The sequence below is a fragment of the Enterobacter cloacae complex sp. 370H10 genome, assembly GCF_050031535.1.
Taxonomy (GTDB): domain Bacteria; phylum Pseudomonadota; class Gammaproteobacteria; order Enterobacterales; family Enterobacteriaceae; genus Enterobacter; species Enterobacter intestinihominis.
In genome coordinates this window covers 4,792,232-4,814,844 of record NZ_JBLGWG010000001.1, presented here as the reverse complement: position 1 = coordinate 4,814,844, position 22,613 = coordinate 4,792,232, and the positions used below count along the sequence as shown (strand labels likewise).

The following is a 22,613-nucleotide window of genomic DNA, read 5'->3' as shown; positions in this document are numbered from 1 at the left end:
ATTTCATTTCTTTGACGCTCTTCCGGGATCGCTTTTTCAGCGAAGCGCACACTTACACAGTGGCCTCGATCACACTTTTATGCTCATCCCCGCTACTCCTCCCTGCCTAATCCCCGACAGGAGGAGGAAGAGGCGCAATGAGCCAGGCACACTAGCGCCAAATGTGTTTTCTCTCTACAGGATGCCGATTCCCTATGTCACAGCCTACTTTCAACAAAGCTCAATTCCAGGCTGCCCTGACGCGTCAGTGGCAGCGTTTTGGCCTTCATGCTGCAAACGAGATGACGCCTCACCAGTGGTGGCAGGCGGTGAGCGGGGCGCTCGCAGAGCAGCTGGACGCTCAGCCCGCGACGAAGCCTGTGAAAGGCCAGCGTCACGTCAACTACATTTCGATGGAGTTCCTGATTGGCCGTCTGACGGGTAACAATCTGCTGAACCTTGGCTGGTATCAGGACGTCGGCGATGTGCTGAAAGAACACGACATCAACCTGACCGATCTGCTGGAAGAAGAGATTGATCCGGCGCTGGGTAACGGCGGTCTGGGACGTCTGGCAGCCTGCTTCCTGGATTCCATGGCAACCGTGGGCCAGTCGGCCATTGGCTATGGTCTGAACTACCAGTACGGTCTGTTCCGCCAGTCGTTCGCTGACGGCCACCAGATGGAAGCGCCGGACGACTGGCATCGTAATACTTACCCGTGGTTCCGCCACAACGAACAGCTGGATGTGCAGGTCGGGATTGGCGGGAAAGTCACGAAGCAGGGGCTCTGGAAACCAGCGTTCACCATTACCGGTGAAGCCTGGGATCTGCCGGTGCTCGGCTACCGTAACGGCGTGGCGCAGCCGCTGCGTCTGTGGCAGGCGAAGCACGCGCATCCATTTAACCTGACTAAATTCAATGACGGTGATTTCCTGCGCGCCGAGCAGCAGGGTATCGACGCCGAGAAGCTGACCAAAGTGCTCTACCCGAACGACAACCATCTGGCGGGTAAAAAGCTGCGCCTGATGCAGCAATACTTCCAGTGCGCCTGTTCCGTCGCGGACATTCTGCGCCGCCACCACCTGGCAGGCCGCAAGCTGGCGCAGCTGCCGGACTTCGAAGTTATTCAGCTCAACGACACGCACCCAACCATTGCCATCCCGGAACTTCTGCGCGTGCTGATCGACGAGCATCAGCTGAGCTGGGACGACGCCTGGGCCATCACCAGCCGTACCTTCGCCTACACCAACCACACCCTGATGCCGGAAGCGCTGGAGTGCTGGGATGAGAAGCTGGTGAAAACGCTGCTGCCGCGCCATATGCAGATCATCAATAAGATTAACGACCAGTTCAAAACGCTGGTGGAGAAAACCTGGCCGGGCGACAAAGCCGTCTGGGCGAAGCTGGCCGTGGTACACAACAAACAGGTGCGCATGGCAAACATGTGCGTGGTAAGCGGCTTTGCGGTGAACGGCGTGGCCGCGCTGCACTCGGATCTGGTGGTGAAAGATCTCTTCCCGGAATACCACCAGCTGTGGCCGACCAAATTCCACAACGTGACCAACGGCATTACGCCGCGTCGCTGGATCAAACAGTGCAACCCGCTGCTGGCCGGCCTGCTGGACAAAACCCTGAAGAAAGAGTGGGCCAACGATCTGGACCAGCTCATCAACCTGGAAAAATACGCTGACGACGCGAAGTTCCGCGAGCAGTACCGCGCCATTAAGCTGGAGAACAAGGTACGTCTGGCCGAGTTCGTGAAAATGCGTACCGGAATTGAAATTAACCCAAATGCGATTTTCGATATCCAGATCAAACGCCTGCACGAGTACAAACGTCAGCACCTGAACCTGCTGCACATTCTGGCGCTGTACAAAGAGATCCGCGAGAACCCTCAGGCCGACCGCGTCCCGCGCGTGTTCCTGTTCGGTGCGAAAGCGGCGCCGGGCTACTACCTGGCGAAAAACATTATCCTTGCCATTAATAAAGTGGCGGCGGCGATCAACAACGATCCGAAAGTGGGCGACAAGCTGAAGGTGGTGTTCCTGCCGGACTACTGCGTCTCTGCGGCTGAAATGCTGATCCCGGCGGCGGATATTTCCGAGCAGATCTCTACCGCCGGTAAAGAAGCGTCCGGCACCGGCAACATGAAGCTGGCCCTGAACGGCGCGCTGACCGTCGGCACGCTGGACGGTGCGAACGTTGAAATCGCCGAGAAGGTCGGTGAAGAGAACATCTTTATCTTCGGCCATACTGTTGAAGAAGTGAAAGCCATCAAAGCCAAAGGGTACGACCCGGTGAAATGGCGTAAAAAAGACAAAGTGCTGGATGCGGTGTTGAAAGAGCTGGAAAGCGGGAAGTACAGCGACGGCGACAAGCACGCGTTTGACCAGATGCTGCACAGCATGGACAAACAGGGCGGCGACCCGTACCTGGTGATGGCGGACTTCACCGCTTACGTTGAAGCGCAGAAGCAGGTCGACGTGCTGTATCGCGACCAGGATGCCTGGACCCGCGCGTGTATCCTGAACACCGCGCGCTGCGGTATGTTCAGCTCTGACCGCTCAATCCGTGATTATCAGGCTCGTATCTGGCAGGCAAAACGCTAAGGAAGCGCGATGGAGAGTAAACGTCTGGACAGTGCCGCGCAGGCGGCGGGAATTAGCCTCAGTTACATCAATGCGCACGGCAAACCGCAGTCTATTGGTGCGGACACCAAAAGACGTTTGCTGGATGCCATGCACAAAACCGACGCGAAAGCGTCGGGAGCGCCGGTGCCGAACGTGAAGGTCTTTACCGCGGGCAAAAAGATGCCGCTGGCGGTGGAAGGGCGCGGCGAGTTCAGCTGGCTGCTCACCACCGAAGAGGGGCATCAGCATAAAGGCCATGCCACCGGCGGCAAAACCCTCACCCTTCCGGCGAAGCTGCCGGAGGGCTATCACAGCCTGACGCTCACCCAGAATGACAGCCGCTTCCACTGTCGGGTGATCGTCGCGCCGAAGCGCTGCTATGAGCCGCAGGCGCTACTCGAAGGCAAAAAGCTGTGGGGCGCCTGTGTGCAGCTTTACACCTTGCGTTCAGACAGCAACTGGGGCATTGGCGATTTTGGCGACCTGAAAAAGATGCTGGCATCTGTTGGTGAGCGCGGCGGGGCATTTATCGGTCTCAACCCGATCCACGCCCTCTATCCGGCGAATCCGGAAAGCGCCAGCCCGTACAGCCCGTCTTCCCGCCGCTGGCTGAACGTGATCTACATCGACGTTAACGCGTTAGACGATTTCAAAAACAGCAAAGAGGCACAGGCGTGGTGGAAGCTTGAGACCACCCAACAGATGCTGAAACAGGCCCGCGATGCGGACTGGGTCGATTATGCCTCCGTGACCGCGCTGAAAATGGCGGCGCTGCGTCTGGCATGGAAGGGCTTTGCGAAGCGTGACGACGAGCAGATGGCAGCCTTCCGCCAGTTTGTGATGCAGGAAGGCGAGAGCCTTTACTGGCAGGCGGCGTTTGATGCGCTGCATGCGTATCAGGTCCAGGAGGATGAGATGCGCTGGGGCTGGCCGGTGTGGCCGGAAGCGTATCAGTCCGTGGATACCCCGGAAGTGAAGGCGTTCTGTGAGACGCATGCCGACGAGATGGATTTCTATCTCTGGTTGCAGTGGCTGGCGTACAGCCAGTTTGCTGCCTGCTGGCAGGTGAGCCAGGGCTATAACATGCCGATCGGTCTGTATCGCGATCTGGCCGTCGGCGTGGCGGAAGGCGGGGCGGAGACCTGGTGTGACCGTGAACTTTACTGTCTGAAAGCCTCCGTCGGTGCGCCGCCGGATATTCTGGGCCCGCTTGGTCAGAACTGGGGCTTGCCGCCGATGGATCCACACGTGATGGCGGCGCGTGCCTACGAGCCGTTTATCGATCTGCTGCGCGCTAACATGCAGAACTGCGGCGCGTTGCGTATCGACCATGTGATGTCCGTGCTGCGTCTGTGGTGGATCCCGTACGGTGAAACGGCCGATCACGGGGCGTACGTGCAGTATCCGGTGGACGATCTGCTCTCAATCCTCGCGCTGGAGAGTAAACGTCATCAGTGCATGGTGATTGGCGAAGATCTCGGTACCGTGCCGGTTGAGATTGTCAGCAAGCTCCGCGACAGCGGGGTTTACTCCTACAAAGTGCTCTATTTTGAAAACGACCATGAGAAAACCTTCCGCGCGCCGAAAGCGTACCCTGAACAGTCAATGGCAGTCGCGACGACGCATGATCTTCCTACGCTCAGAGGCTACTGGGAAAGCGGCGACCTGACGCTCGGCAAAACGCTGGGTCTCTACCCGGATGAAGAGGTTCTGCGTGGGTTGTATCAGGATCGCGAGCTGGCGAAACAGGGGCTGCTGGATGCGCTGCATAAGCATGGCTGTCTGCCGAAGCGCGCCGGGCATAAGGCGTCGCTGATGTCGATGACGCCAACGCTTAACCGTGGCTTACAGCGCTATATTGCCGACAGCAACAGCGCGTTGCTCGGTCTGCAACCGGAAGACTGGATTGATATGGCGGAGCCGGTAAACATACCCGGTACCAGCTATCAGTACAAAAACTGGCGTCGCAAGCTGTCCACTACGCTTGAAGCGATATTCGCCGATGACGGGGTGAACAGGCTGATTAAGGATTTGGATAAACGGCGAAAAGCAGCCGCGAAGAAATAATAAAAAACCCGCCAGTGGCGGGTTTTTTATTATCAGGTCGTGCTCATGTAGGTCGGGTAAGGCGTAGCCGCCACCCGACTTAGGGCATCAGACCACCATATTCAACAGCAGCACCCCGACCAGGCCACACACCGAAATAATGGTTTCCAGCGCGGACCAGGACTTGATGGTTTCACCGATGGTCAGGTTGAAGTACTCCTTGAACAGCCAGAAGCCCGGATCGTTCACGTGGGAGAAAATCACGCTGCCCGAACCGACCGCGATAACCATCAGCTCAGGGCTGACGCCCGTGGTCGCAATCAGCGGCGCAACGATACCACCCGCGGTAATCGCCGCAACGGTTGCAGAGCCCAGCGCGATACGCAGCACCGCGGCAATAGACCATGCCATCAGGAGCGGCGATACGTTGGTTTCATGCATCATGGCAGCAATGTATTTATCCACGCCGCTGTCGACCAGCACCTGCTTAAACGCGCCGCCACCGCCGATGATCAGCAGCATCATGGCAATGATTTTGATGGAAGAGGTCAGCGTGTCGTTGATCTGATCCATGGAACGACCACGGTTAAGACCGAAGGTGAACATGGCGATCAGGACCGCAATCAGCGTTGCCATCACCGGGTCGCCCAGGAACTCCGCAACGGACAGGAACGCGTGACCTTTCGGCAGAACCATCTCTGCTACGGCACGCATTGCCATCAGGATCACCGGCACCAGAGAGGTCCAGACGCTGACGCCAAAGCCAGGCATCTCTGCATCTGTGAAGGTTTTGGCGCTGTACAGGCCTTCCGGGATGGGCTTATCAATGCCTTTCAGGAAGCGCGCATAAACAGGACCGGCCAGGATAACCGTTGGGATCGCCAGAATCGTACCGAACAGCAGGGTTTTACCCATGTCGGCGTGGAAGATGGTGGCGATAGCCGTTGGACCCGGATGCGGCGGCAGGAAGCCGTGGGTGACGGACAGCGCCGCAGCCATCGGTACGCCTACGAACAGCAGCGGGATGTTGGCGGCAGCGGCGATGGTGAACACCAGCGGCAGCATCAGGACGAAGCCCACTTCATAGAACAGTGCGAAACCGACGGTAAAACCGGTTAACACCACCGCCCACTGGATGTGCTGCTTGCCAAATTTATCGATAAGGGTAGTGGCAATACGCTGCGCGCCACCGCAGTCCGCGAGCATTTTACCGAGCATGGCGCCGAAGCCCATGATCAGCGCCAGGCTGCCGAGCGTACCGCCGACACCGGCTTTAATGGAGCTGATAACTTTAACCAGCGGCATTCCCTGCATCAGACCGACTGCAAGTGCCACCAGAACCAGAGCGATAAATCCGTTCATTTTGAAGCGGATCATCAAGAGCAGTAATAACACAACACCGATAGCGACGATGACTAATGGCATGATTGACCTGGCCTTTGAATTGTTATGGGTAACGTCATTGTTTCAACGACAAATTCCGGTTGTCCCAACTGGGAACAGAGTATTAACGGCACTCATACTGATGCCTGCGAAAACGATAAGTTTAGTCGGCTGTTATAAGGGTGTTGAGTGCCCATGGAAATGATACGGGTAACATGACGTGATTGAGAATCACCCAGGGAGGCAAAATTTGAATTATGAGACGCAGGTCAACATATAGAGGGGGAGGCAAGAAAAAGCAGGCCCGGTAAGCGCAGCGCCACCGGGCAATACAGACGGGCACTGAATTAGTAGTAAGAGTGCTCGCCGCGCTGGTGTTCGGTCAGATCGCGCACGCCTTTCAGTTCCGGGAATTCGTTCAGCAGCTGCTTCTCGATCCCTTCTTTCAGGGTTACATCGACCATGGAGCAGCCGTTACAGCCGCCGCCGAATTGCAGGATCGCCAGACCATCTTCGGTGATTTCCATCAGGGAAACACGTCCACCGTGGCCGGCCAGCTGCGGGTTGATCTGCGATTGCAGCAGATATTCCACACGCTCCATCAGCGGGGCATCGTCAGAGACTTTACGCATCTTCGCGTTTGGCGCCTTCAGCGTCAGCTGAGAACCCAGCTGGTCGGTGACGAAATCAATCTCCGCATCTTCAAGATACGGCGCGCTCAGCTCGTCAACGTACGCGGTGAGCTGTTCAAATTTAAGGGCAGTGTCAGTTGCTTCCACAGCATCCGGAGGACAATAAGAGACACCACATTCTGCATTCGGAGTGCCTGGATTGATCACAAACACGCGGATCTGCGTCCCTTCTTCCTGATTTGCCAGCAGTTTGGCAAAGTGCGCTTGTGCAGAATCGGAAATACGGATCATAGCTTTGGCCTAATAGTTGACTAAATTACCTGGGTATAATCATACGCCCATTGAAGAAGGGCTACAAGGTACGGCACAGACACCATACCTGAACTGACGCGGCGCCGCTTTGCAAAAGCAGTCGGGAAAGTTCAGCCACGGTACTGCCCGTGGTGACGACATCATCCACAATCGCGATATGGAGACCGTTGACCGGCAATTCAAGGCGAAAGGCGTTTTTCAGGTTTCTTTTGCGCGACCGGGCGTTGAGCCGGTGCTGAACGGCAGTGGCATGAATACGTTTCAGCGCAGAGGCGGGGTACCGGCAACCCAGCCAGCGGGCGAGCGGACGGCACAGCAGGTCGCTCTGATTGTATCCCCGCCGCCAGTGCCGACGCTGAAAGAGTGGCACGTTCACGAGCGTGTCGACCGACGGTAGCCCACGCGTTCTTCGCGCCTGCAATACCGCCAGTAATAACAGGCGTGCCAGTGGCTGCGCCAGCGCGAACTGGCTGGAAAACTTAAACTGATGAACCAGACGACTCAGCGGCAAAACGTAATCATCCACCGCCACCAGCGCGCTCCACGGCGGCGCTTTTTTCAGGCATCGACCACAGGGGAGCGTCTGGCTTACGGCAGGCAAGCCGCATTGCGGACAGCCCTTCAGGTAACCCAGCGCTCCCGTGCAAACGGAACAGACGCCCCACGCGCTCAGCGCAAGTGGCATTCGGCATAGCCAGCACAAGCCGGGCACTGTTAGCATACGCAACCTCCATGTGAAAAAAGAGAACGTTAACTGATGAAGACGCTGTGGTGGCAGACCGTTGGAACGGGAAATTGTCATCTTGTGCTGCTGCACGGATGGGGACTGAACGCCGAAGTGTGGCGTTGCATAAGTGAGGAACTGGCCTCGCAATTTACGGTACACCTGGTGGATCTGCCGGGGCATGGCCGTAGCCACGGCTACGGCGCGATGACGCTCGAGGACATGGCGGAGCAGGTTCTGGAAGCGGCGCCGCAAAAAGCCGTCTGGCTCGGCTGGAGCCTGGGCGGGCTGGTGGCAAGCCAGATTACGCTGCGCCATCCTGAGCGGGTGCAGGCGCTGATCACCGTTGCCTCATCACCCTGTTTCAGCGCCCGCGAGGCGTGGCCGGGCATCAAACCTGAGGTGCTGGCCGGGTTCCAGCACCAGTTGAGCGAAGATTTCCAGCGGACGGTGGAGCGTTTCCTGGCGTTGCAGACGATGGGAACTGAAACCGCCCGTCAGGACGCGCGGATGCTGAAGCAGACGGTGCTTTCCCTGCCGATGCCGGAGGTTGAGGTGCTGAACGGTGGACTGGAGATCCTGAAAACGGCCGATCTGCGTGAGCCGCTGGCGTCACTGACGGTGCCGCATCTGCGTATTTATGGCTATCTGGATGGGCTGGTCCCGCGCAAGGTGGTTCCGCTGCTGGATGCGCTGTGGCCGGAGAGTGAATCAATGGTGGTTGCCAAAGCGGCACATGCGCCGTTCATCTCTCATCCTGCTGAGTTTTGTTCGGCGCTGTCCAATTTTATCAGCGAAGCGTCCACCACTCCCTGAGGCAGGCTTTACCTTCCGGACAACTTTTACAACTGCCGGACAGACAACTGTCCGGCTCTTCCTGAATGCGCACGGCTTTCCCCATCGCCTCCAGCCTTTCCAGCATGGCATCGATCATCGGCTGCGGCGTATGCAGGCTGAGGCTGAGCTGCTTCGCCTCCATTCGTCCCTGTAACGCCAGTAGGTCACGGACCTGAATCAACGATGCCATCTTTTTTCCCCTCAGTGACAGTCGCCCGCAGGGCTACTACAGCAGGTCGTTGGGGTTTTGCGCGTTGCCAGCAGGTTAACGTCAACGCGGCTACGCGCCCGGCGCAGCAGGCCAATCACCATCACGTTAAACAGGATCACCGCGAGGATACAGACCAGGCTGTAGCGCGGGTGCTGGCTGTAATTGACGGTTTGATAAAACACGGTCGCCAGCGAGTAGGCAATGTTCAGCCCCCACAGAATGGAGAAGCCCATCCAGCCGCGGCTGGACTCACGGGCAATGGCGCCCATGACCGAGATGCACGGAATATAGAGCAGGACGAAGATCAGGTAGCTGTAGGCCGCCGACGCGCTGCCAAATTTCTGGCCCATCACGCCCATTGCTCCGGTCGCCATTACGCCGTCGCCTTTGCTGGCTTCAATCGGGTTCGCCAGCACGCTCAGGCTGAAGGTGTCTTTCAGGCTCTGCCAGGTCTCTTCTACTGCACCCAGAAGTTCGTCACCGAGGCTGAACTCTGCCGGGTTGAACTCCTCTTCCTGGATGTTTTCCGCGGTGTAGAGCGTGTTCAGGGTGCCGACAACCACCTCTTTTGCCATCGCGCCGGTGAACAGGCCCACGGTTGCCTGCCAGTTGTCTTCCTGTACGCCAATCGGTTTGAAGATCGGCGTAATGATCCGGCTGACGGAGGCAAGGGCAGAGTCATTAATGTTGTCCGCTGCCTGGCCGCTCAGGGTGAAGCTGTTCAGGGCGCTCAGGAAAATGCTGACCACTACAATCACCTTACCGGCGCGCAGAACAAAGCCCTTCAGGCGCTGCCAGGTTTGAATAATCAGGCTTTTCAGATGCGGAACGTGATAAACCGGCAGTTCCATCACGAACGGCGACGCTTCGCCACGCATGATGGTGTGCTTCAGCATCAGGCCGGTGAGAATAGCCATCACGATACCCAGCACATACAGGGAGAAGACGGCCAGCGCCCCTTCCTGACCAAAGAACGCCGCGGCAAAGACCGCGAAGATCGCCAGACGTGCGCCGCAGGACATGAACGGCGCCATCATGATGGTCATCAGGCGTTCGCGCGGTGCGTCCAGCGTACGCGCGCCCATGACTGACGGCACGTTACAGCCAAAACCGACAATCAGCGGCACGAAGGATTTCCCCGGCAGCCCAAGCGCCTGCATCAGGCGGTCCATTACGAAGGCGGCGCGTGCCATGTAACCGGAATCTTCAAGGAAGGAGAGGAACAGGTACATCATGCCGATCTGCGGTACCAGCGGCAGGACGGTGTTGATCCCGCCGCCGATCCCCTGCGCAAGGAAGATGGTCAACCATTCCGGGAAGTGGAGGGTGTAGCCCAGCCACTGAATACCGTGCACGAAGATAGCGACAGAGCCGCCATCAAAGATGGGTTGTAATGCACCGCCGATGTTTATAGCGAGCAGGAACATTACGTACATCACCAGTAAAAATATTGGCAAACCGAGGAAGCGGTTGAGCACAATCTTATCCACGGCGGCGGTGAAGCGGCTGGGTTCAGCGGTTAATGCATTGCTGACCACGTCACAGATAGCGGCGATGGCCTGATAGCGCGCATCCGCAATATGCAGGGCCGGGTCATCCAGCTCGTCGCTCAGGCGAGCCTGTGCAACGCTCAGTTTATCCGCCGCATCGCCTGCGTAGGCGCGGCTGTAGATATCGCCTTCCAGCATTTGCAAGCCAAGCCACAGGCGCTGTCTGGCGGGCATGGCGTTGTCCATCTCCTGCGCCAGCTGCCCGGCCTCGCGCAGCAGCGGCTGGGCGTAGTGCACCAGTTCGACGTCGGCATTGCCCGTGTGGCGGTCAATTGCCAGCTTCAGGGCGTCAATGCCGCGCGCGCGAGTAGAAACCAGCGGAACCACCGGGCAGCCCAGACGGGCGGAGAGGGCGTCGACGTCGATGCGCAGCTTTTGCTTCTCGGCGATGTCGAGCATGTTAAGCGCTACGATGCAGGGGATCCCCAGCTCCAGCAGCTGTAGCGTGAGGTACAGATTTCGTTCGAGATTGGAGGCATCCACCACATTGATGAGCAGATCCGCGTCGCCGCTCAGAATATAGTGGCAGGCAATTTGCTCATCGAGAGAGGTCTGAGATGAAATTGTGGTGAGTGAATAGGTCCCCGGTAAATCAACCAGCGTGACCTGATTATCTGTCGTGGTGAACTGGCCTTCTTTGCGTTCAACCGTTACGCCTGCCCAATTTCCCACACGCTGGCGTGCGCCGGTTAACTGATTAAATAAGGTTGTCTTGCCGGAATTAGGATTGCCAATTAAGCCAATAGTTAATTTTTTCATTGTTTTAGACTCACTGAAACCGCTGGCTTGTTAACGGGATAAAGATTCAACTTCAATTAATGCGAGGTCTTTTTTACGCAGAACCAGATTAACGCGTCGGGTTTCGATATGAACAGGATCGCCCAACGGCGCCACGCGCACCACCTGGAATGATGAGCCGGGTAGCATGCCCAGTGACAGTAGCTTCTGCCGATAGGCCGGGCTTATCTCACGGGTAAAACCGATAATTTTCCACGCACTTTCTGGAGTGAATTGCATAGCGCCTGATTCCACGAGAGGTTAAATAATCAACACTGCGATGATAATGAGAATAGTTTTTATCAACAATAATAAAAATGTGACGGGATGTTGTTAATCGTATTAATTTGCGGTCTGCTTGACCTTGCTCAATATTTGCGGGAATACCCGGGAAGGAATAAAAAGCGTATTTGTTAATGGAGTGATAAATAGCGGTTTAAATATGGATATGCAATCGGTTTCATATTTTACGATATAATTTTTCCCCTCACCCCGGCCCTCTTCCCAAAGGGGCGAGGGTGTTCAAGTTCCCTCTCCCCTTTGGGGAGAGGGTTAGGGTGAGGGGCATTTACAGGATTAGCGTTTCTTACCCATCGCCGCTGCCAGAGCATCCATCATCGCGCTGTTGCCTGCTGGCTGTGCGTCACGTCCGCGTGGCTTCGCGGCTTTCGCTGCCGGACGCTGCTGTTCACGGCCACCGCCATTACCGCCACGGCGCGCGTTAGTGTCGCCCGGCTGCTCGTCCAGACGCATGGTCAGGGCGATACGCTTGCGCTGAAGATCCACTTCCAGCACTTTCACCTTCACGATGTCGCCCGCTTTGACCACGGTGTGCGGATCTTCAACGAACTTGTCGGCCAGGGAAGAGATATGCACCAGACCGTCCTGATGCACGCCGATATCCACAAACGCGCCAAAGTTGGTGACGTTGGTTACCGCCCCTTCCAGCACCATGCCCGGCAGCAGGTCGTTCATGGTTTCCACGCCGTCAGCAAAGGTCGCGGTTTTAAACTCAGGACGCGGATCGCGGCCCGGTTTTTCCAGCTCTTTGATGATGTCAGTGACCGTCGGCACGCCGAACTGTTCGTCGGTAAAATCCACCGCTTTCAGGTTACGCAGCGCGCTGCTGTCGCCCATCAGGTCTTTCAGCGCCTGCTGGGTGGCGGCCAGGATACGCTCGACAACCGGATAGGCTTCCGGGTGAACGGTAGAGGCATCCAGCGGGTTATCGCCGTGGTTGATGCGCAGGAAGCCCGCGCACTGCTCAAAAGCTTTCGGCCCCAGACGGCTCACCTTCAGCAGCTGCTGGCGGTTCTGGAACTGACCGTTCTCATCACGCCAGGCGACGATATTCTGCGCCATCATACGGGTCAGGCCTGCTACGCGGGTCAGCAGCGGAACGGAAGCGGTGTTCAGGTCCACGCCGACGGCGTTAACGCAGTCTTCCACCACCGCATCCAGCTTGCGCGCCAGCTGCGTCTGGCTCACGTCGTGCTGATACTGGCCCACGCCGATGGATTTCGGGTCAATTTTCACCAGCTCCGCCAGCGGATCCTGCAAACGACGGGCGATAGAGACCGCACCGCGCAAGGAAACGTCCAGTTCCGGGAACTCCTGCGCTGCCAGCTCAGAGGCGGAATAGACAGATGCCCCCGCTTCGCTGACGATCACTTTCTGCGCCGTCACTTTCGGGAACTGCTTCTGCACGTCGAGATAGAAACGTTCGGTTTCGCGGGACGCCGTACCGTTACCGATGGCAACCAGCTCAACGTTGTACTTCTCGCACAGCGCGGCGACCACGATAGCCGCTTTCGCTGCCTGACCGGTGTGCGGGTAAATGGTGTCGGTGGCAACCAGCTTGCCGGTGCCGTCAACCACGGCCACCTTCACGCCGGTGCGCAGACCCGGATCGAGACCCATGGTGGCGCGCAGGCCAGCCGGCGCAGCCATCAGCAGGTCGTGCAGGTTACGGGCGAAGACGTTGATCGCTTCGTCTTCGGCGCGCTCGCGCACGGTGCCCATCAGCTCGGTTTCGAGGTGCATGAGCACCTTGATGCGCCAGGTCCAGCTCACCACGCCTTTGCGCCAGCTGTCCGCCGGGGCGTTGTTCAGGCGCAGACCGAGGTGATCCATAATGATCTGCTCACAGTGGCTCTCTTTAGGCGGCTCGTCAAACTGCGGATCGGCATTCAGGGAGAGCTGCAGCACGCCTTCGTTACGACCGCGGAACATCGCCAGCGCGCGGTGAGACGGCGCGGTAGAAATGGGTTCGTGGTGATCGAAGTAGTCGCGGAATTTCGCGCCTTCGTCCTCTTTGCCGGACACCACGGTGGAGACGATATGGGCGTTCTTCCACAGGTAATCACGCACTTTGGCCAGCAGTGCCGCGTCTTCGGCGAAGCGCTCCATCAGAATGTAGCGAGCGCCGTCCAGCGCGGCTTTGGTGTCCGCTACGCCTTTTTCGGCGTCGATAAATCTGGCGGCTTCGGTTTCCGGATCGTGAGACGGCTCGTTCCACAGCAGGTCGGCCAGCGGCTCAAGGCCGGCTTCGATCGCAATCTGCCCGCGCGTGCGGCGCTTCGGTTTGTACGGCAGATAGAGATCTTCAAGTTCGGTTTTGCTCAGGGTACCGTTAATGGCTTTTTCCAGGTCACTGGTCAGCTTGCCCTGCTCGCCGATAGATTTGAGGATCGCCTGACGTCGGTCTTCCAGCTCGCGCAGATAGCCCAGACGGGTCTCAAGGTTACGCAGCTGCGTGTCATCCAGACCGCCGGTGACTTCCTTACGATAACGTGCAATAAACGGCACGGTGTTCCCTTCATCAAGCAGACGAACGGCAGCTTCTACCTGTTCGGCTCTGGCCTGAATATCACCCGCAATAATGCGGCAGAGCGACTCTTTCATCATGGTCAGTTCATCTTGTGGATCGAAAATCAGGGGGATAGTTATACGGGCTGACACCAAAAAATGCCAGCCGGGGAGGGCGCTCTCGGACTATTTAACATACTCGATTTCGTTGACGTACCAGCTTGCTTCACCCGCGGGCGTCTGGACAACGGCTAAATCGCCCACCTCTTTTTTCAGCAGGGCGCGGGCCATGGGTGAATCGATAGAAATGTAATCCTTACGACCGAAAATTTCATCATAGCCGACGATACGAAAACGCAGGGTGTCGCCGTTGTCGTTTTCAATTTCGACCCACGCGCCGAAGAACACTTTACCTTCCTGCTGCGGGGAGTAATCGACAATTTTGAGATTCTCGAGGCATTTCGTCAGGTAGCGTACCCGGCGATCGATTTCGCGCAGTCGCTTTTTATTGTACTGATAGTCCGCATTCTCGCTGCGGTCGCCCAGACTTGCGGCCCAGGTGACTTTTTTGGTCACTTCCGGACGCTCTTCGCGCCACAGGTAATCCATCTCTTTTTTGAGTTTCTCGTACCCTTCGCGGGTGATCAGAGGCGTTTTCATGGTGCTGCCTTTAATGCCGGTTAACTGTCTTTGCGCACAATACGTAGCGCACAGTGTAACAGACAAGATTAATAATGATTTATGTGATGAAATGAACAGATAAGCTGCTGTTAAATATGCTTTGTAACAATTTCGTCTAGAATTTATACCAGAATTTGCTGGTCGAACCCGTGCACTTTTTTAGAATACGCTGTTCCAGGCTTATCCGAACCTTTGGGAGTACACACAATGCAAGAGAACTACAAAATTCTGGTCGTAGATGACGACATGCGCCTGCGTGCGCTGCTGGAACGTTATCTGACCGAGCAGGGCTTCCAGGTTCGTAGCGTCGCGAACGCGGAACAGATGGATCGTCTGCTGACGCGTGAATCCTTCCACCTGATGGTGTTGGACCTGATGCTGCCTGGCGAAGATGGGCTCTCTATTTGCCGTCGTCTGCGTAGCCAGAGCAACCCGATGCCAATCATCATGGTGACGGCGAAGGGTGAAGAAGTTGACCGTATCGTCGGCCTTGAGATTGGCGCTGATGACTACATTCCTAAGCCGTTCAACCCGCGTGAACTGCTGGCGCGTATTCGCGCCGTGCTGCGTCGTCAGGCGAACGAGCTGCCGGGCGCGCCGTCTCAGGAAGAGGCCGTCATTGCATTCGGTAAGTTCAAGCTGAACCTCGGCACCCGTGAAATGTTCCGTGAAGATGAGCCAATGCCGCTCACCAGCGGCGAGTTTGCGGTACTGAAAGCGCTGGTCAGCCACCCGCGTGAACCGCTTTCACGTGACAAGCTGATGAACCTGGCGCGCGGCCGTGAATACTCCGCAATGGAACGTTCTATCGACGTGCAGATCTCTCGTCTGCGCCGCATGGTGGAAGAAGATCCGGCGCATCCTCGTTATATTCAGACCGTGTGGGGTCTGGGCTACGTGTTTGTCCCGGACGGCTCTAAAGCATGAGGCGAATGCGCTTCTCGCCGCGAAGTTCGTTTGCCCGCACGCTGTTATTGATCGTCACCCTGCTGTTTGTCAGCCTGGTGACGACCTACCTGGTGGTGCTGAACTTTGCGATCCTGCCGAGCCTTCAGCAGTTTAATAAGGTGCTGGCATACGAAGTGCGTATGCTGATGACCGACAAACTGCAACTGGAGGACGGCACGCAGTTGGTTGTCCCCCCGGCGTTCCGTCGGGAAATCTACCGTGAGTTGGGCATTTCTCTCTACTCGAACGAAGCGGCGGAAGATGCCGGCCTGCGCTGGGCGCAGCACTATGAATTCCTTAGCCAGCAGATGGCGCAGCAGCTTGGCGGCCCGACGGAAGTGCGCGTTGAGGTCAATAAAAGCTCGCCGGTTGTCTGGCTGAAAACCTGGCTGTCACCCAACATCTGGGTGCGTGTTCCGCTCACCGAGATTCATCAGGGCGACTTCTCACCGCTGTTCCGATACACCCTGGCGATCATGCTGCTGGCTATCGGCGGCGCATGGCTGTTTATTCGTATCCAGAACCGACCGCTGGTCGACCTGGAGCATGCGGCATTGCAGGTTGGTAAAGGTATTATCCCACCGCCGCTGCGCGAGTATGGCGCATCGGAAGTGCGCTCGGTAACGCGTGCTTTTAACCACATGGCGGCAGGCGTTAAACAGCTGGCTGACGACCGTACGCTGCTGATGGCGGGGGTTAGCCATGACCTTCGCACCCCGCTGACACGTATCCGCCTGGCAACAGAGATGATGGGCGAGCAGGATGGTTATCTTGCAGAGTCCATCAACAAGGATATCGAAGAGTGTAACGCCATCATCGAGCAGTTTACCGACTACCTGCGTACCGGGCAGGAGATGCCGATGGAGATGGCGGATCTGAACGCGGTTCTGGGCGAAGTTGTTGCCGCCGAAAGCGGTTATGAACGTGAAATTGCGACCGACCTTCAGGCGGGCGAGATTCAGGTACGTATGCACCCGCTCTCCATCAAACGCGCGGTGGCGAATATGGTGGTCAACGCGGCGCGTTACGGCAACGGTTGGATCAAAGTCAGCAGCGGTACGGAACTCAACCGCGCCTGGTTCCAGGTGGAAGACGATGGCCCGGGCATCAAGCCTGAGCAGCGTAAGCACCTGTTCCAGCCGTTTGTGCGCGGCGACAGCGCGCGCAGCACCAGCGGAACCGGCTTAGGCCTGGCGATTGTGCAGCGTATTGTTGATAACCATAACGGACTGCTGGAAATTGGCACCAGCGAACGGGGTGGTTTGAGCATTCGCGCATGGTTACCGGTGCCGGTTTTACGGGGGCAGGTGAAAGAGAGTTAAAAAAGGGTGGGGCCTGATGCCCTCACCCCGGCCCTCTCCCACGGGGAGAGGGAGAAAACATTAAAAAGGCAACTTTCGTTGCCTTTTTGCTTTTACCTTGGTCCCGCACTCACCAGCGCAGCACCCGCCGGGGTGTCGGTATACTTCTCGAAGTTTTCGATAAACAGTTTCGCCAGCGATTCTGCCTTCTCGCGCCACTGTTCCGGTGAACCGTAGGTGTTGCGCGGGTCAAGGATACGCGTATCCACGCCCGGCAGCTCGGTTGGGATCGCCAGATCGAACATCGGCAGCGTAAAGGTCTCGGCGTTATCCAACGAACCATCCAGAATCGCGTCGATGATGGCGCGGGTATCTTTGATGGAGATACGTTTGCCCGTCCCGTTCCAGCCGGTGTTCACCAGGTATGCCTGTGCGCCGGATGCCTGCATGCGTTTCACCAGCACTTCCGCATACTGCGTTGGGTGTAGCGACAGGAACGCCGCGCCGAAGCAGGCGGAGAAGGTTGGGGTTGGCTCGGTCACACCGCGCTCGGTACCCGCCAGCTTAGCGGTAAAGCCAGAGAGGAAGTGGTACTGCGTCTGGCTGGCGGTCAGGCGGGAAACTGGCGGCAACACGCCGAACGCGTCTGCGGTCAGGAAAATCACCTTCGTGGCGTGGCCCGCCTTCGACACCGGCTTCACGATGTTGTCGATGTGGTAAATCGGGTAAGAGACGCGGGTGTTTTCGGTTTTGGACGCATCGTCGAAGTCGACAGAGCCATCGGCACGCACGGTGACGTTTTCCAGCAGCGCATCGCGGCGAATCGCGTGGTAGATATCCGGCTCTGCCTCTTCCGACAGGCGAATGGTCTTCGCGTAGCAGCCGCCTTCAAAGTTAAACACACCGTCGTCGTCCCAGCCGTGCTCGTCGTCGCCAATCAGACGACGTTTTGGATCGGTGGACAGCGTCGTTTTACCGGTGCCGGAAAGGCCGAAGAACACCGCCACGTCACCTTTTTCACCGACGTTCGCCGAGCAGTGCATGGAGGCGATACCGCGCAGCGGCAGCAGGTAGTTCATGACCGAGAACATCCCTTTCTTCATTTCGCCGCCGTACCAGGTACCGCCGATCAGCTGGATACGCTCGGTCAGGTTGAAGGCGATGAAGTTTTCGGAGTTCAGACCCTGCTCTTTCCACTGCGGGTTGGTGCATTTCGCGCCGTTCATCACGATAAAGTCAGGGGTGAAGTTTTGCAGTTCTTCATCGGTCGGACGAATGAACATGTTCTTCACGAAATGCGCCTGCCAGGCCACTTCAGTGATAAACCGAACGGAGAGACGGGTGTCGGCGTTAGCGCCGCAGAAAGCATCGACGATGAACAGACGCTTGCCGGAAAGCTGATGGGTGACGAGCCCTTTCAGATGCTGCCAGGTTTCAGGAGAGAGCGGTTTGTTATCGTTCTTCCCTTTGCCTTTATCGGCCCACCACAGCGTATCGCGGGTGGTATCATCTCGGACGATGTATTTATCTTTCGGCGAACGGCCGGTAAAAATACCGGTATCGACGGCGATAGCACCAAGATTCGTCAACACACCTCGCTCGTATCCTTCCAGTGCCGGATTGAGCTCTTCCTGATACAGCGTATCGTAATCGGGGTTGTAGACCACTTCCTGGACGTCGTGAATACCATAAGCCTTGAGATCTTGCGGGGTTAAACCATTAACACGCATATCACTGCTCCTTAGCCAATATGTACTGCCTGAAATTGTAGGGTTTTTCTGGGGATGTTAACCGCGACGGGGCTCATAGATTTACGTATCTGGTCAAAACCCTTACTAACGGAAAACGCTGCGACTCCAGTCACAGGGCGGGCAGATTATCGCAGGAATCGCTTTTTGGTTGGGGAAAATGTTCTTAAAAGGTTAATTTCTGGTGAATTTATCCAGAAGAATGTGAATGTAATCGCATACATGAAAGAAAATTACGTAAGAGTTACATTGGGAAAACGATTCAGGTCTCTTGGGTCAGCTATTTTCAGAGTTTGGTAATGACAACCACGTTGTCTCTTGCCATGACGTCATTCAGAAAGCCATTTTTGTGGCTGTCACTCGGGATGATCGGCGCGGCAGTCGCGGGTATGGGCGGCTGGCTTAAGTGGAGCGTTGCAGGACTCGAAAGCTGGAATCTCAAAGATGAGATGCTCGTTTTCGGCTTTCATCTGCTGCTGATGACGCTGTTCGTGTTGCCATGGCTTCAGCGGTGTCTGGATCCCGTCCCGACTACCTCGTTCTACAGCGACTTTTATCAACGAAACTGGCATAACGCGCTGACGCTGCTCATTATTTTTGTTTCGAATGGTCTCTTCTGGCTGGTGCTTTTCCTCTGGGCCGAGCTTTTCGAACTTATCGGCATCGGCTTTTTTGATCGGCTTTTCTTTCATTCTGACGGGTTTATTTCAGTGGCGATTGGCGTGGTTTCAGCCAGTGCGGCCGTGCTCACGCGCATGCAGGTAAGGTTAATCCTTGCCCTGCAAAATCTGCTGACCCTCATCGCCACCGGTCTGCTTCCCCTGATGGCGGCGCTGGCGCTGCTCTTTATTGGCGCGTTGCCTTTTGTCGGCTTTGAATCCATTTCAGCCAGAATATCCGCCGCGGGCTTGCTGACCACCTTAGCGCTGCTGCTGTTATTCCTGGTGACGATAGTGTGGCATCCACAGCGTCAAACGCTGCCTTACTATGCCCCGTTGCGAGGGATGATTCGCCTTGCTGTGGCTATCGTACCCGCGTATCCGGTTCTGGCGGGGTGGGCGCTGTGGCTACGCATTTCGCAATACGGCTGGTCACCCGAGCGTCTGTACGGGGTATTGATAACCATCGTGGCGCTGGTCTGGGCGGTCGGTTTTTGCGCCAGCGTTCTGATTCAGCGCCGTGAACCGCAGAAGATCCATGCGTACGTCATACCGGCGACCGGGCTGCTTTCCCTCATCTTCCTGGCGTTGATCCATACCCCCGTGCTGGATCCGTGGCGAATAAGCGTTGCAAGCCATATGGCCCGCTATCAGGACGGCAGAATAACGGCGGATCAAGTCAGCCTGTATATGCTCAGTAACGCTGGACGAAAGGGGCGGGAGGCGATGCTCACGCTGCAAAACGATCCGCAGTTTATCTCTAACCCAAAACGCCAGCGTGAAATAAATGGTCTTCTCTCCAGGAACGCTGGCGGAGCAGGTAAGATGACCGCCGCGATGCTGGAAAAACAGGTCCAGCTCGCACCGGGAATGGCTCGTCCTGATAAGGTATTGTGGCAAGCCATGCTCAGCAATCAGTATCGCTTTGAGAGCTGCGATAGCGCCCAGAGTAACTGTTTACTCATGCCGCTGGATCTTAACGGCGACGGCAAGCCTGAGGCCGTGCTATTTCAATTTACCGATCGCACGATCGTGGCTTACACACAAACCAACACGGGCTGGAGGATCGCCGGGGACGCGTGGAAAATGCCGGAGGCATTGACCAGAGAAGAACTTGACCGCGCATTAAGGCAGAGGAAAGTGAAATCTGTCGTGAAGCCCTGGGCGGATATTGAGATTTTTGGGGAGCGTGTCGATATGAGCTACGACAGTTACAATAATGCGCGGCGGCGTTAGTGCTCTTTCTTGCCGGGTGGCGCTACGCTTACCCGGCCTACAATTAGCAATCATATCAAAAAATTGCACAATTCATTGTAAGCCCGTGAGAGCATAGCGCCGCCGGGCAACAGGCTCAGAGCTTAGTGAACCTGCGGATCCGCCGGAGAGGCGTTATTGCGGATCTCCGCGATATCCATCGAATTGAACACGTAGTGCGTACCGCAGTAGTCACAGTGCATATCGATTTCACCGTCTTCCGCCATGATGCTGTCGATCTCTTCATCCGGCAGCGTTTTCAGGGCGCCAGCACAACGCTCGCGGGAGCAGGTGCACTTAAATTCCACCGCCTGCGGATCGTAAACCGTCACTTCTTCTTCGTGGTAGAGACGCCACAGCACGTCGGTCGCCGACAGGGTGAACAGCTCTTCCGCTTTGATGGTTTCCGTCAGCGTTGCCAGATGCTCGAAATCATTGGTCTGCGCATCCTGCGCAGGCAGAACCTGAAGCAGCATACCACCGGCAGCAGGCTGGCCATCCACTTCACCGGTGCGGATGAACAGACGGGTTGGCAGCTGTTCGGAACGCATGAAGTAATCTTCCAGGCAGGCGGCAAGCGTATCGCCTTCCAGACCGACAACGCCCTGATAGCGTTCCCCCTCTTCAGGCGAAATCGTGATGACCAGGTAGCCGTTACCGACCAGCGTTTTCAGATCCGCATTTTCAGGGATATCGCCCTGAACGCGCGCCACGCCGCGCATCTGCTGCTGGTTATTGCCGTTGATCACCGCCAGCGACATTGGGCCATCGCCCTGCAACTGGACGGTAATATCGCCAGCAAACTTCAGCGTGGCGGTCAGCAGGCTGGTGGCAACCAGCAGTTCGCCCAACAGGGTTTTTACCGGCAGCGGGTAGTTGTGGTTTTCCAGAATCTGTTTCCAGGTTTCGGATACGGTGACCAGCTCGCCGCGCACGGCGAATTGTTCAAACAGATAGCGGTGTAATTGGTCGTGTTGGGCCATTTTCATCTCTCATGCAGGTGAGGGTTACTCGCTCTCACCGTGTTTAAATTTCATCAGATCGCGGCGCTCTTTTTTATCCGGTCGCCGGTCCGGGTGAGGCATCGTCAGCGCGTTCATTTTGCGCGCCAGCGCGGTTTTCTCGCGCTTCTCTATGCTTTCGGCCGTCTCTTCATACAGCAAAACGGCTTCGGTTGCGGGCCGCCGCTGTTCGGTAATGGCTTTCACCACCACCGTTTTCTCATCGTTGCCCTGGCGAAGCGTTAACGTGGCATTCAGTTCAACCAGCTTGCTCGGTTTGCTGCGCTGACCGTTGTAATGCACCTTTCCGCCGTCAACCATTTCACGGGCAAGGGCGCGCGTTTTGTAAAAACGGGCGGCCCACAGCCATTTATCCAGTCTTACCCCATCAGAGGGTTTTTCTTTCATGGCGTCTCCTTCACGGTGAGTGAGGGGATCATCCGGCGATAGTCGTTCAGCCCCGGATGTCGCAGATAGCTTTTTTCAGCCAGGCCGGAATCAGGATTGGTCACGCCCAGGCAATAGCGAATGCCAAATGCGGCCGCAGAATCCAGAATCGGCTCGCTGTCGTCAATGAACAGCGTGCGTTCCGGCTGTAAACCGGTCTCTTCCACCACGGCATGCCACAACCGCTGATCCTCTTTCGGATAACCAAATGTGTGGGTGGAAAGCAATAAATCAAGGTGCGAAGCAAGACCGGTATGTTCCAGCTTCACGGCCAGGTTATGGGGATGCGCATTTGTCAGCAAAATACGGCGCTTACCGCAGGCTTTCAGCGCGTCCAGGAACGGGACCGTATCTTCGCGCAGTACGGCGCGTGCGCCCTGGGCGGTGGTCATGGCGCAAATATCCAGACCGAGTCGCTCGCTCCAGTAGTCAAGACAGTACCAGTTTAGCGTATGCTGCACCGCGCTATATTGCGAACGAATGAATTCCTGCGCTTCCGCCGGGGAGATCCCCTGCTGTTCACCGTACGTTTCCGGAACCAGCTTTTGCCAGAAATAGTTATCAAAGGCGAGATCAAGCAGCGTGCCGTCCATATCAAGCAGGACGGTATCGACCGCCTGCCAGTCGATATTAAGATGCATAAGGGGGAACTCCAGCCAGAAGAAACGTGCGCGACAGGGTAGCA

Annotated in this window: 18 protein-coding genes; 6 read left to right on the top strand and 12 right to left on the bottom strand. The window is 56.8% G+C overall.

The features are described 5' to 3' along the window. The first annotated feature begins 194 nt into the window (after nt 1-194). Complete coding sequence (malP, locus tag ACQG2Q_RS23825) at nt 195-2,588, top strand: maltodextrin phosphorylase (RefSeq protein WP_063850331.1); 2,394 nt, start codon at nt 195-197, stop codon at nt 2,586-2,588. Nucleotides 2,589-2,597: 9 nt separating this feature from the next. Then, nucleotides 2,598-4,676, top strand: coding sequence for a 4-alpha-glucanotransferase (malQ, locus tag ACQG2Q_RS23820; protein WP_096216719.1), 2,079 nt, complete (start codon nt 2,598-2,600; stop codon nt 4,674-4,676). 87 nt (nt 4,677-4,763) lie between these two features. Here malQ and gntT read toward each other — a convergent pair whose 3' ends face one another. The 3 genes from gntT to gntX form a co-directional block, all read right to left on the bottom strand. After that, nucleotides 4,764-6,080 carry a gluconate transporter gene (gene gntT / locus ACQG2Q_RS23815; RefSeq protein WP_022649637.1) on the bottom strand — a complete coding sequence of 439 codons (1,317 nt, stop codon included), beginning with the start codon at nt 6,078-6,080 and terminating at the stop codon, nt 4,764-4,766. A 305-nt stretch (nt 6,081-6,385) separates the two neighbouring features. After that, nucleotides 6,386-6,961 carry a Fe-S biogenesis protein NfuA gene (nfuA, locus tag ACQG2Q_RS23810; RefSeq protein ID WP_003861601.1) on the bottom strand — a complete coding sequence of 192 codons (576 nt, stop codon included), beginning with the start codon at nt 6,959-6,961 and terminating at the stop codon, nt 6,386-6,388. Nucleotides 6,962-7,022: 61 nt separating this feature from the next. Then, nucleotides 7,023-7,703: a DNA utilization protein GntX gene (gene gntX / locus ACQG2Q_RS23805; RefSeq protein ID WP_023298787.1), complete on the bottom strand. Its 681-nt coding sequence runs from the start codon at nt 7,701-7,703 to the stop codon at nt 7,023-7,025. 36 nt (nt 7,704-7,739) lie between these two features. On the opposite strand from gntX, the gene bioH reads away from it, so the two are divergent. Further along, on the top strand, nt 7,740-8,522 hold the full coding sequence (bioH, locus tag ACQG2Q_RS23800; RefSeq protein WP_063850327.1) for a pimeloyl-ACP methyl ester esterase BioH: 783 nt from the start codon (nt 7,740-7,742) through the stop codon (nt 8,520-8,522). Here bioH and feoC read toward each other — a convergent pair. From feoC to greB, 5 genes are all read right to left on the bottom strand, one after another. Then, the gene (gene feoC, locus ACQG2Q_RS23795) at nt 8,497-8,733 is read right to left on the bottom strand and encodes a [Fe-S]-dependent transcriptional repressor FeoC (protein WP_015571443.1); all 237 of its coding nucleotides are present in this window, start codon (nt 8,731-8,733) and stop codon (nt 8,497-8,499) included. The genes bioH and feoC overlap by 26 nt on opposite strands. 11 nt (nt 8,734-8,744) lie before the next feature. Next, on the bottom strand, nt 8,745-11,063 hold the full coding sequence (gene feoB, locus ACQG2Q_RS23790) for a Fe(2+) transporter permease subunit FeoB (RefSeq protein ID WP_063151001.1): 2,319 nt from the start codon (nt 11,061-11,063) through the stop codon (nt 8,745-8,747). Between the two features lie 30 nt (nt 11,064-11,093). Then, on the bottom strand, nt 11,094-11,321 hold the full coding sequence (feoA, locus tag ACQG2Q_RS23785) for a ferrous iron transporter A (RefSeq protein ID WP_022649633.1): 228 nt from the start codon (nt 11,319-11,321) through the stop codon (nt 11,094-11,096). Nucleotides 11,322-11,657: 336 nt separating this feature from the next. Further along, nucleotides 11,658-13,988, bottom strand: a complete 2,331-nt coding sequence (locus ACQG2Q_RS23780; RefSeq protein WP_063850332.1) for a Tex family protein — start codon at nt 13,986-13,988, stop codon at nt 11,658-11,660. Between the two features lie 87 nt (nt 13,989-14,075). Then, a complete protein-coding gene (greB, locus tag ACQG2Q_RS23775; protein ID WP_022649631.1) occupies nt 14,076-14,549 on the bottom strand; it encodes a transcription elongation factor GreB in 474 nt (157 codons plus the stop codon). Nucleotides 14,550-14,777: 228 nt separating this feature from the next. On the opposite strand from greB, the gene ompR reads away from it, so the two are divergent. Both ompR and envZ read left to right on the top strand, forming a co-directional pair. Continuing rightward, complete coding sequence (ompR, locus tag ACQG2Q_RS23770; RefSeq protein WP_001157751.1) at nt 14,778-15,497, top strand: two-component system response regulator OmpR; 720 nt, start codon at nt 14,778-14,780, stop codon at nt 15,495-15,497. Further along, nucleotides 15,494-16,840: a two-component system sensor histidine kinase EnvZ gene (gene envZ, locus ACQG2Q_RS23765; RefSeq protein ID WP_096216641.1), complete on the top strand. Its 1,347-nt coding sequence runs from the start codon at nt 15,494-15,496 to the stop codon at nt 16,838-16,840. The genes ompR and envZ overlap by 4 nt, the downstream gene beginning before the upstream one ends. Nucleotides 16,841-16,932: 92 nt before the next feature. Here envZ and pckA read toward each other — a convergent pair whose 3' ends face one another. Continuing rightward, nucleotides 16,933-18,549 (bottom strand): phosphoenolpyruvate carboxykinase (ATP), encoded by a 1,617-nt coding sequence (gene pckA, locus ACQG2Q_RS23760; protein WP_022649630.1) that lies wholly within the window; start codon nt 18,547-18,549, stop codon nt 16,933-16,935. Nucleotides 18,550-18,866: 317 nt separating this feature from the next. Here pckA and ACQG2Q_RS23755 point away from each other — a divergent pair, with 317 nt between their 5' ends. Then, entirely contained in the window at nt 18,867-20,462 is a 1,596-nt protein-coding gene (locus ACQG2Q_RS23755) for a DUF4153 domain-containing protein (RefSeq protein ID WP_096216642.1), read from the top strand. Nucleotides 20,463-20,584: 122 nt separating this feature from the next. Here the strand turns inward: ACQG2Q_RS23755 and hslO are convergent, their stop codons facing one another. From hslO to yrfG, 3 genes are read right to left on the bottom strand one after another with little or no spacing between them, the layout of a single operon-like run. After that, nucleotides 20,585-21,469: an Hsp33 family molecular chaperone HslO gene (gene hslO / locus ACQG2Q_RS23750; RefSeq protein ID WP_006812239.1), complete on the bottom strand. Its 885-nt coding sequence runs from the start codon at nt 21,467-21,469 to the stop codon at nt 20,585-20,587. Between the two features lie 18 nt (nt 21,470-21,487). After that, the gene (gene hslR, locus ACQG2Q_RS23745; protein ID WP_003861618.1) at nt 21,488-21,889 is read right to left on the bottom strand and encodes a ribosome-associated heat shock protein Hsp15; all 402 of its coding nucleotides are present in this window, start codon (nt 21,887-21,889) and stop codon (nt 21,488-21,490) included. Beyond that, on the bottom strand, nt 21,886-22,569 hold the full coding sequence (yrfG, locus tag ACQG2Q_RS23740) for a GMP/IMP nucleotidase (RefSeq protein WP_003861619.1): 684 nt from the start codon (nt 22,567-22,569) through the stop codon (nt 21,886-21,888). Before yrfG ends, hslR begins: the two co-directional genes overlap by 4 nt. Between the last annotated feature and the right edge of the window lie 44 nt (nt 22,570-22,613).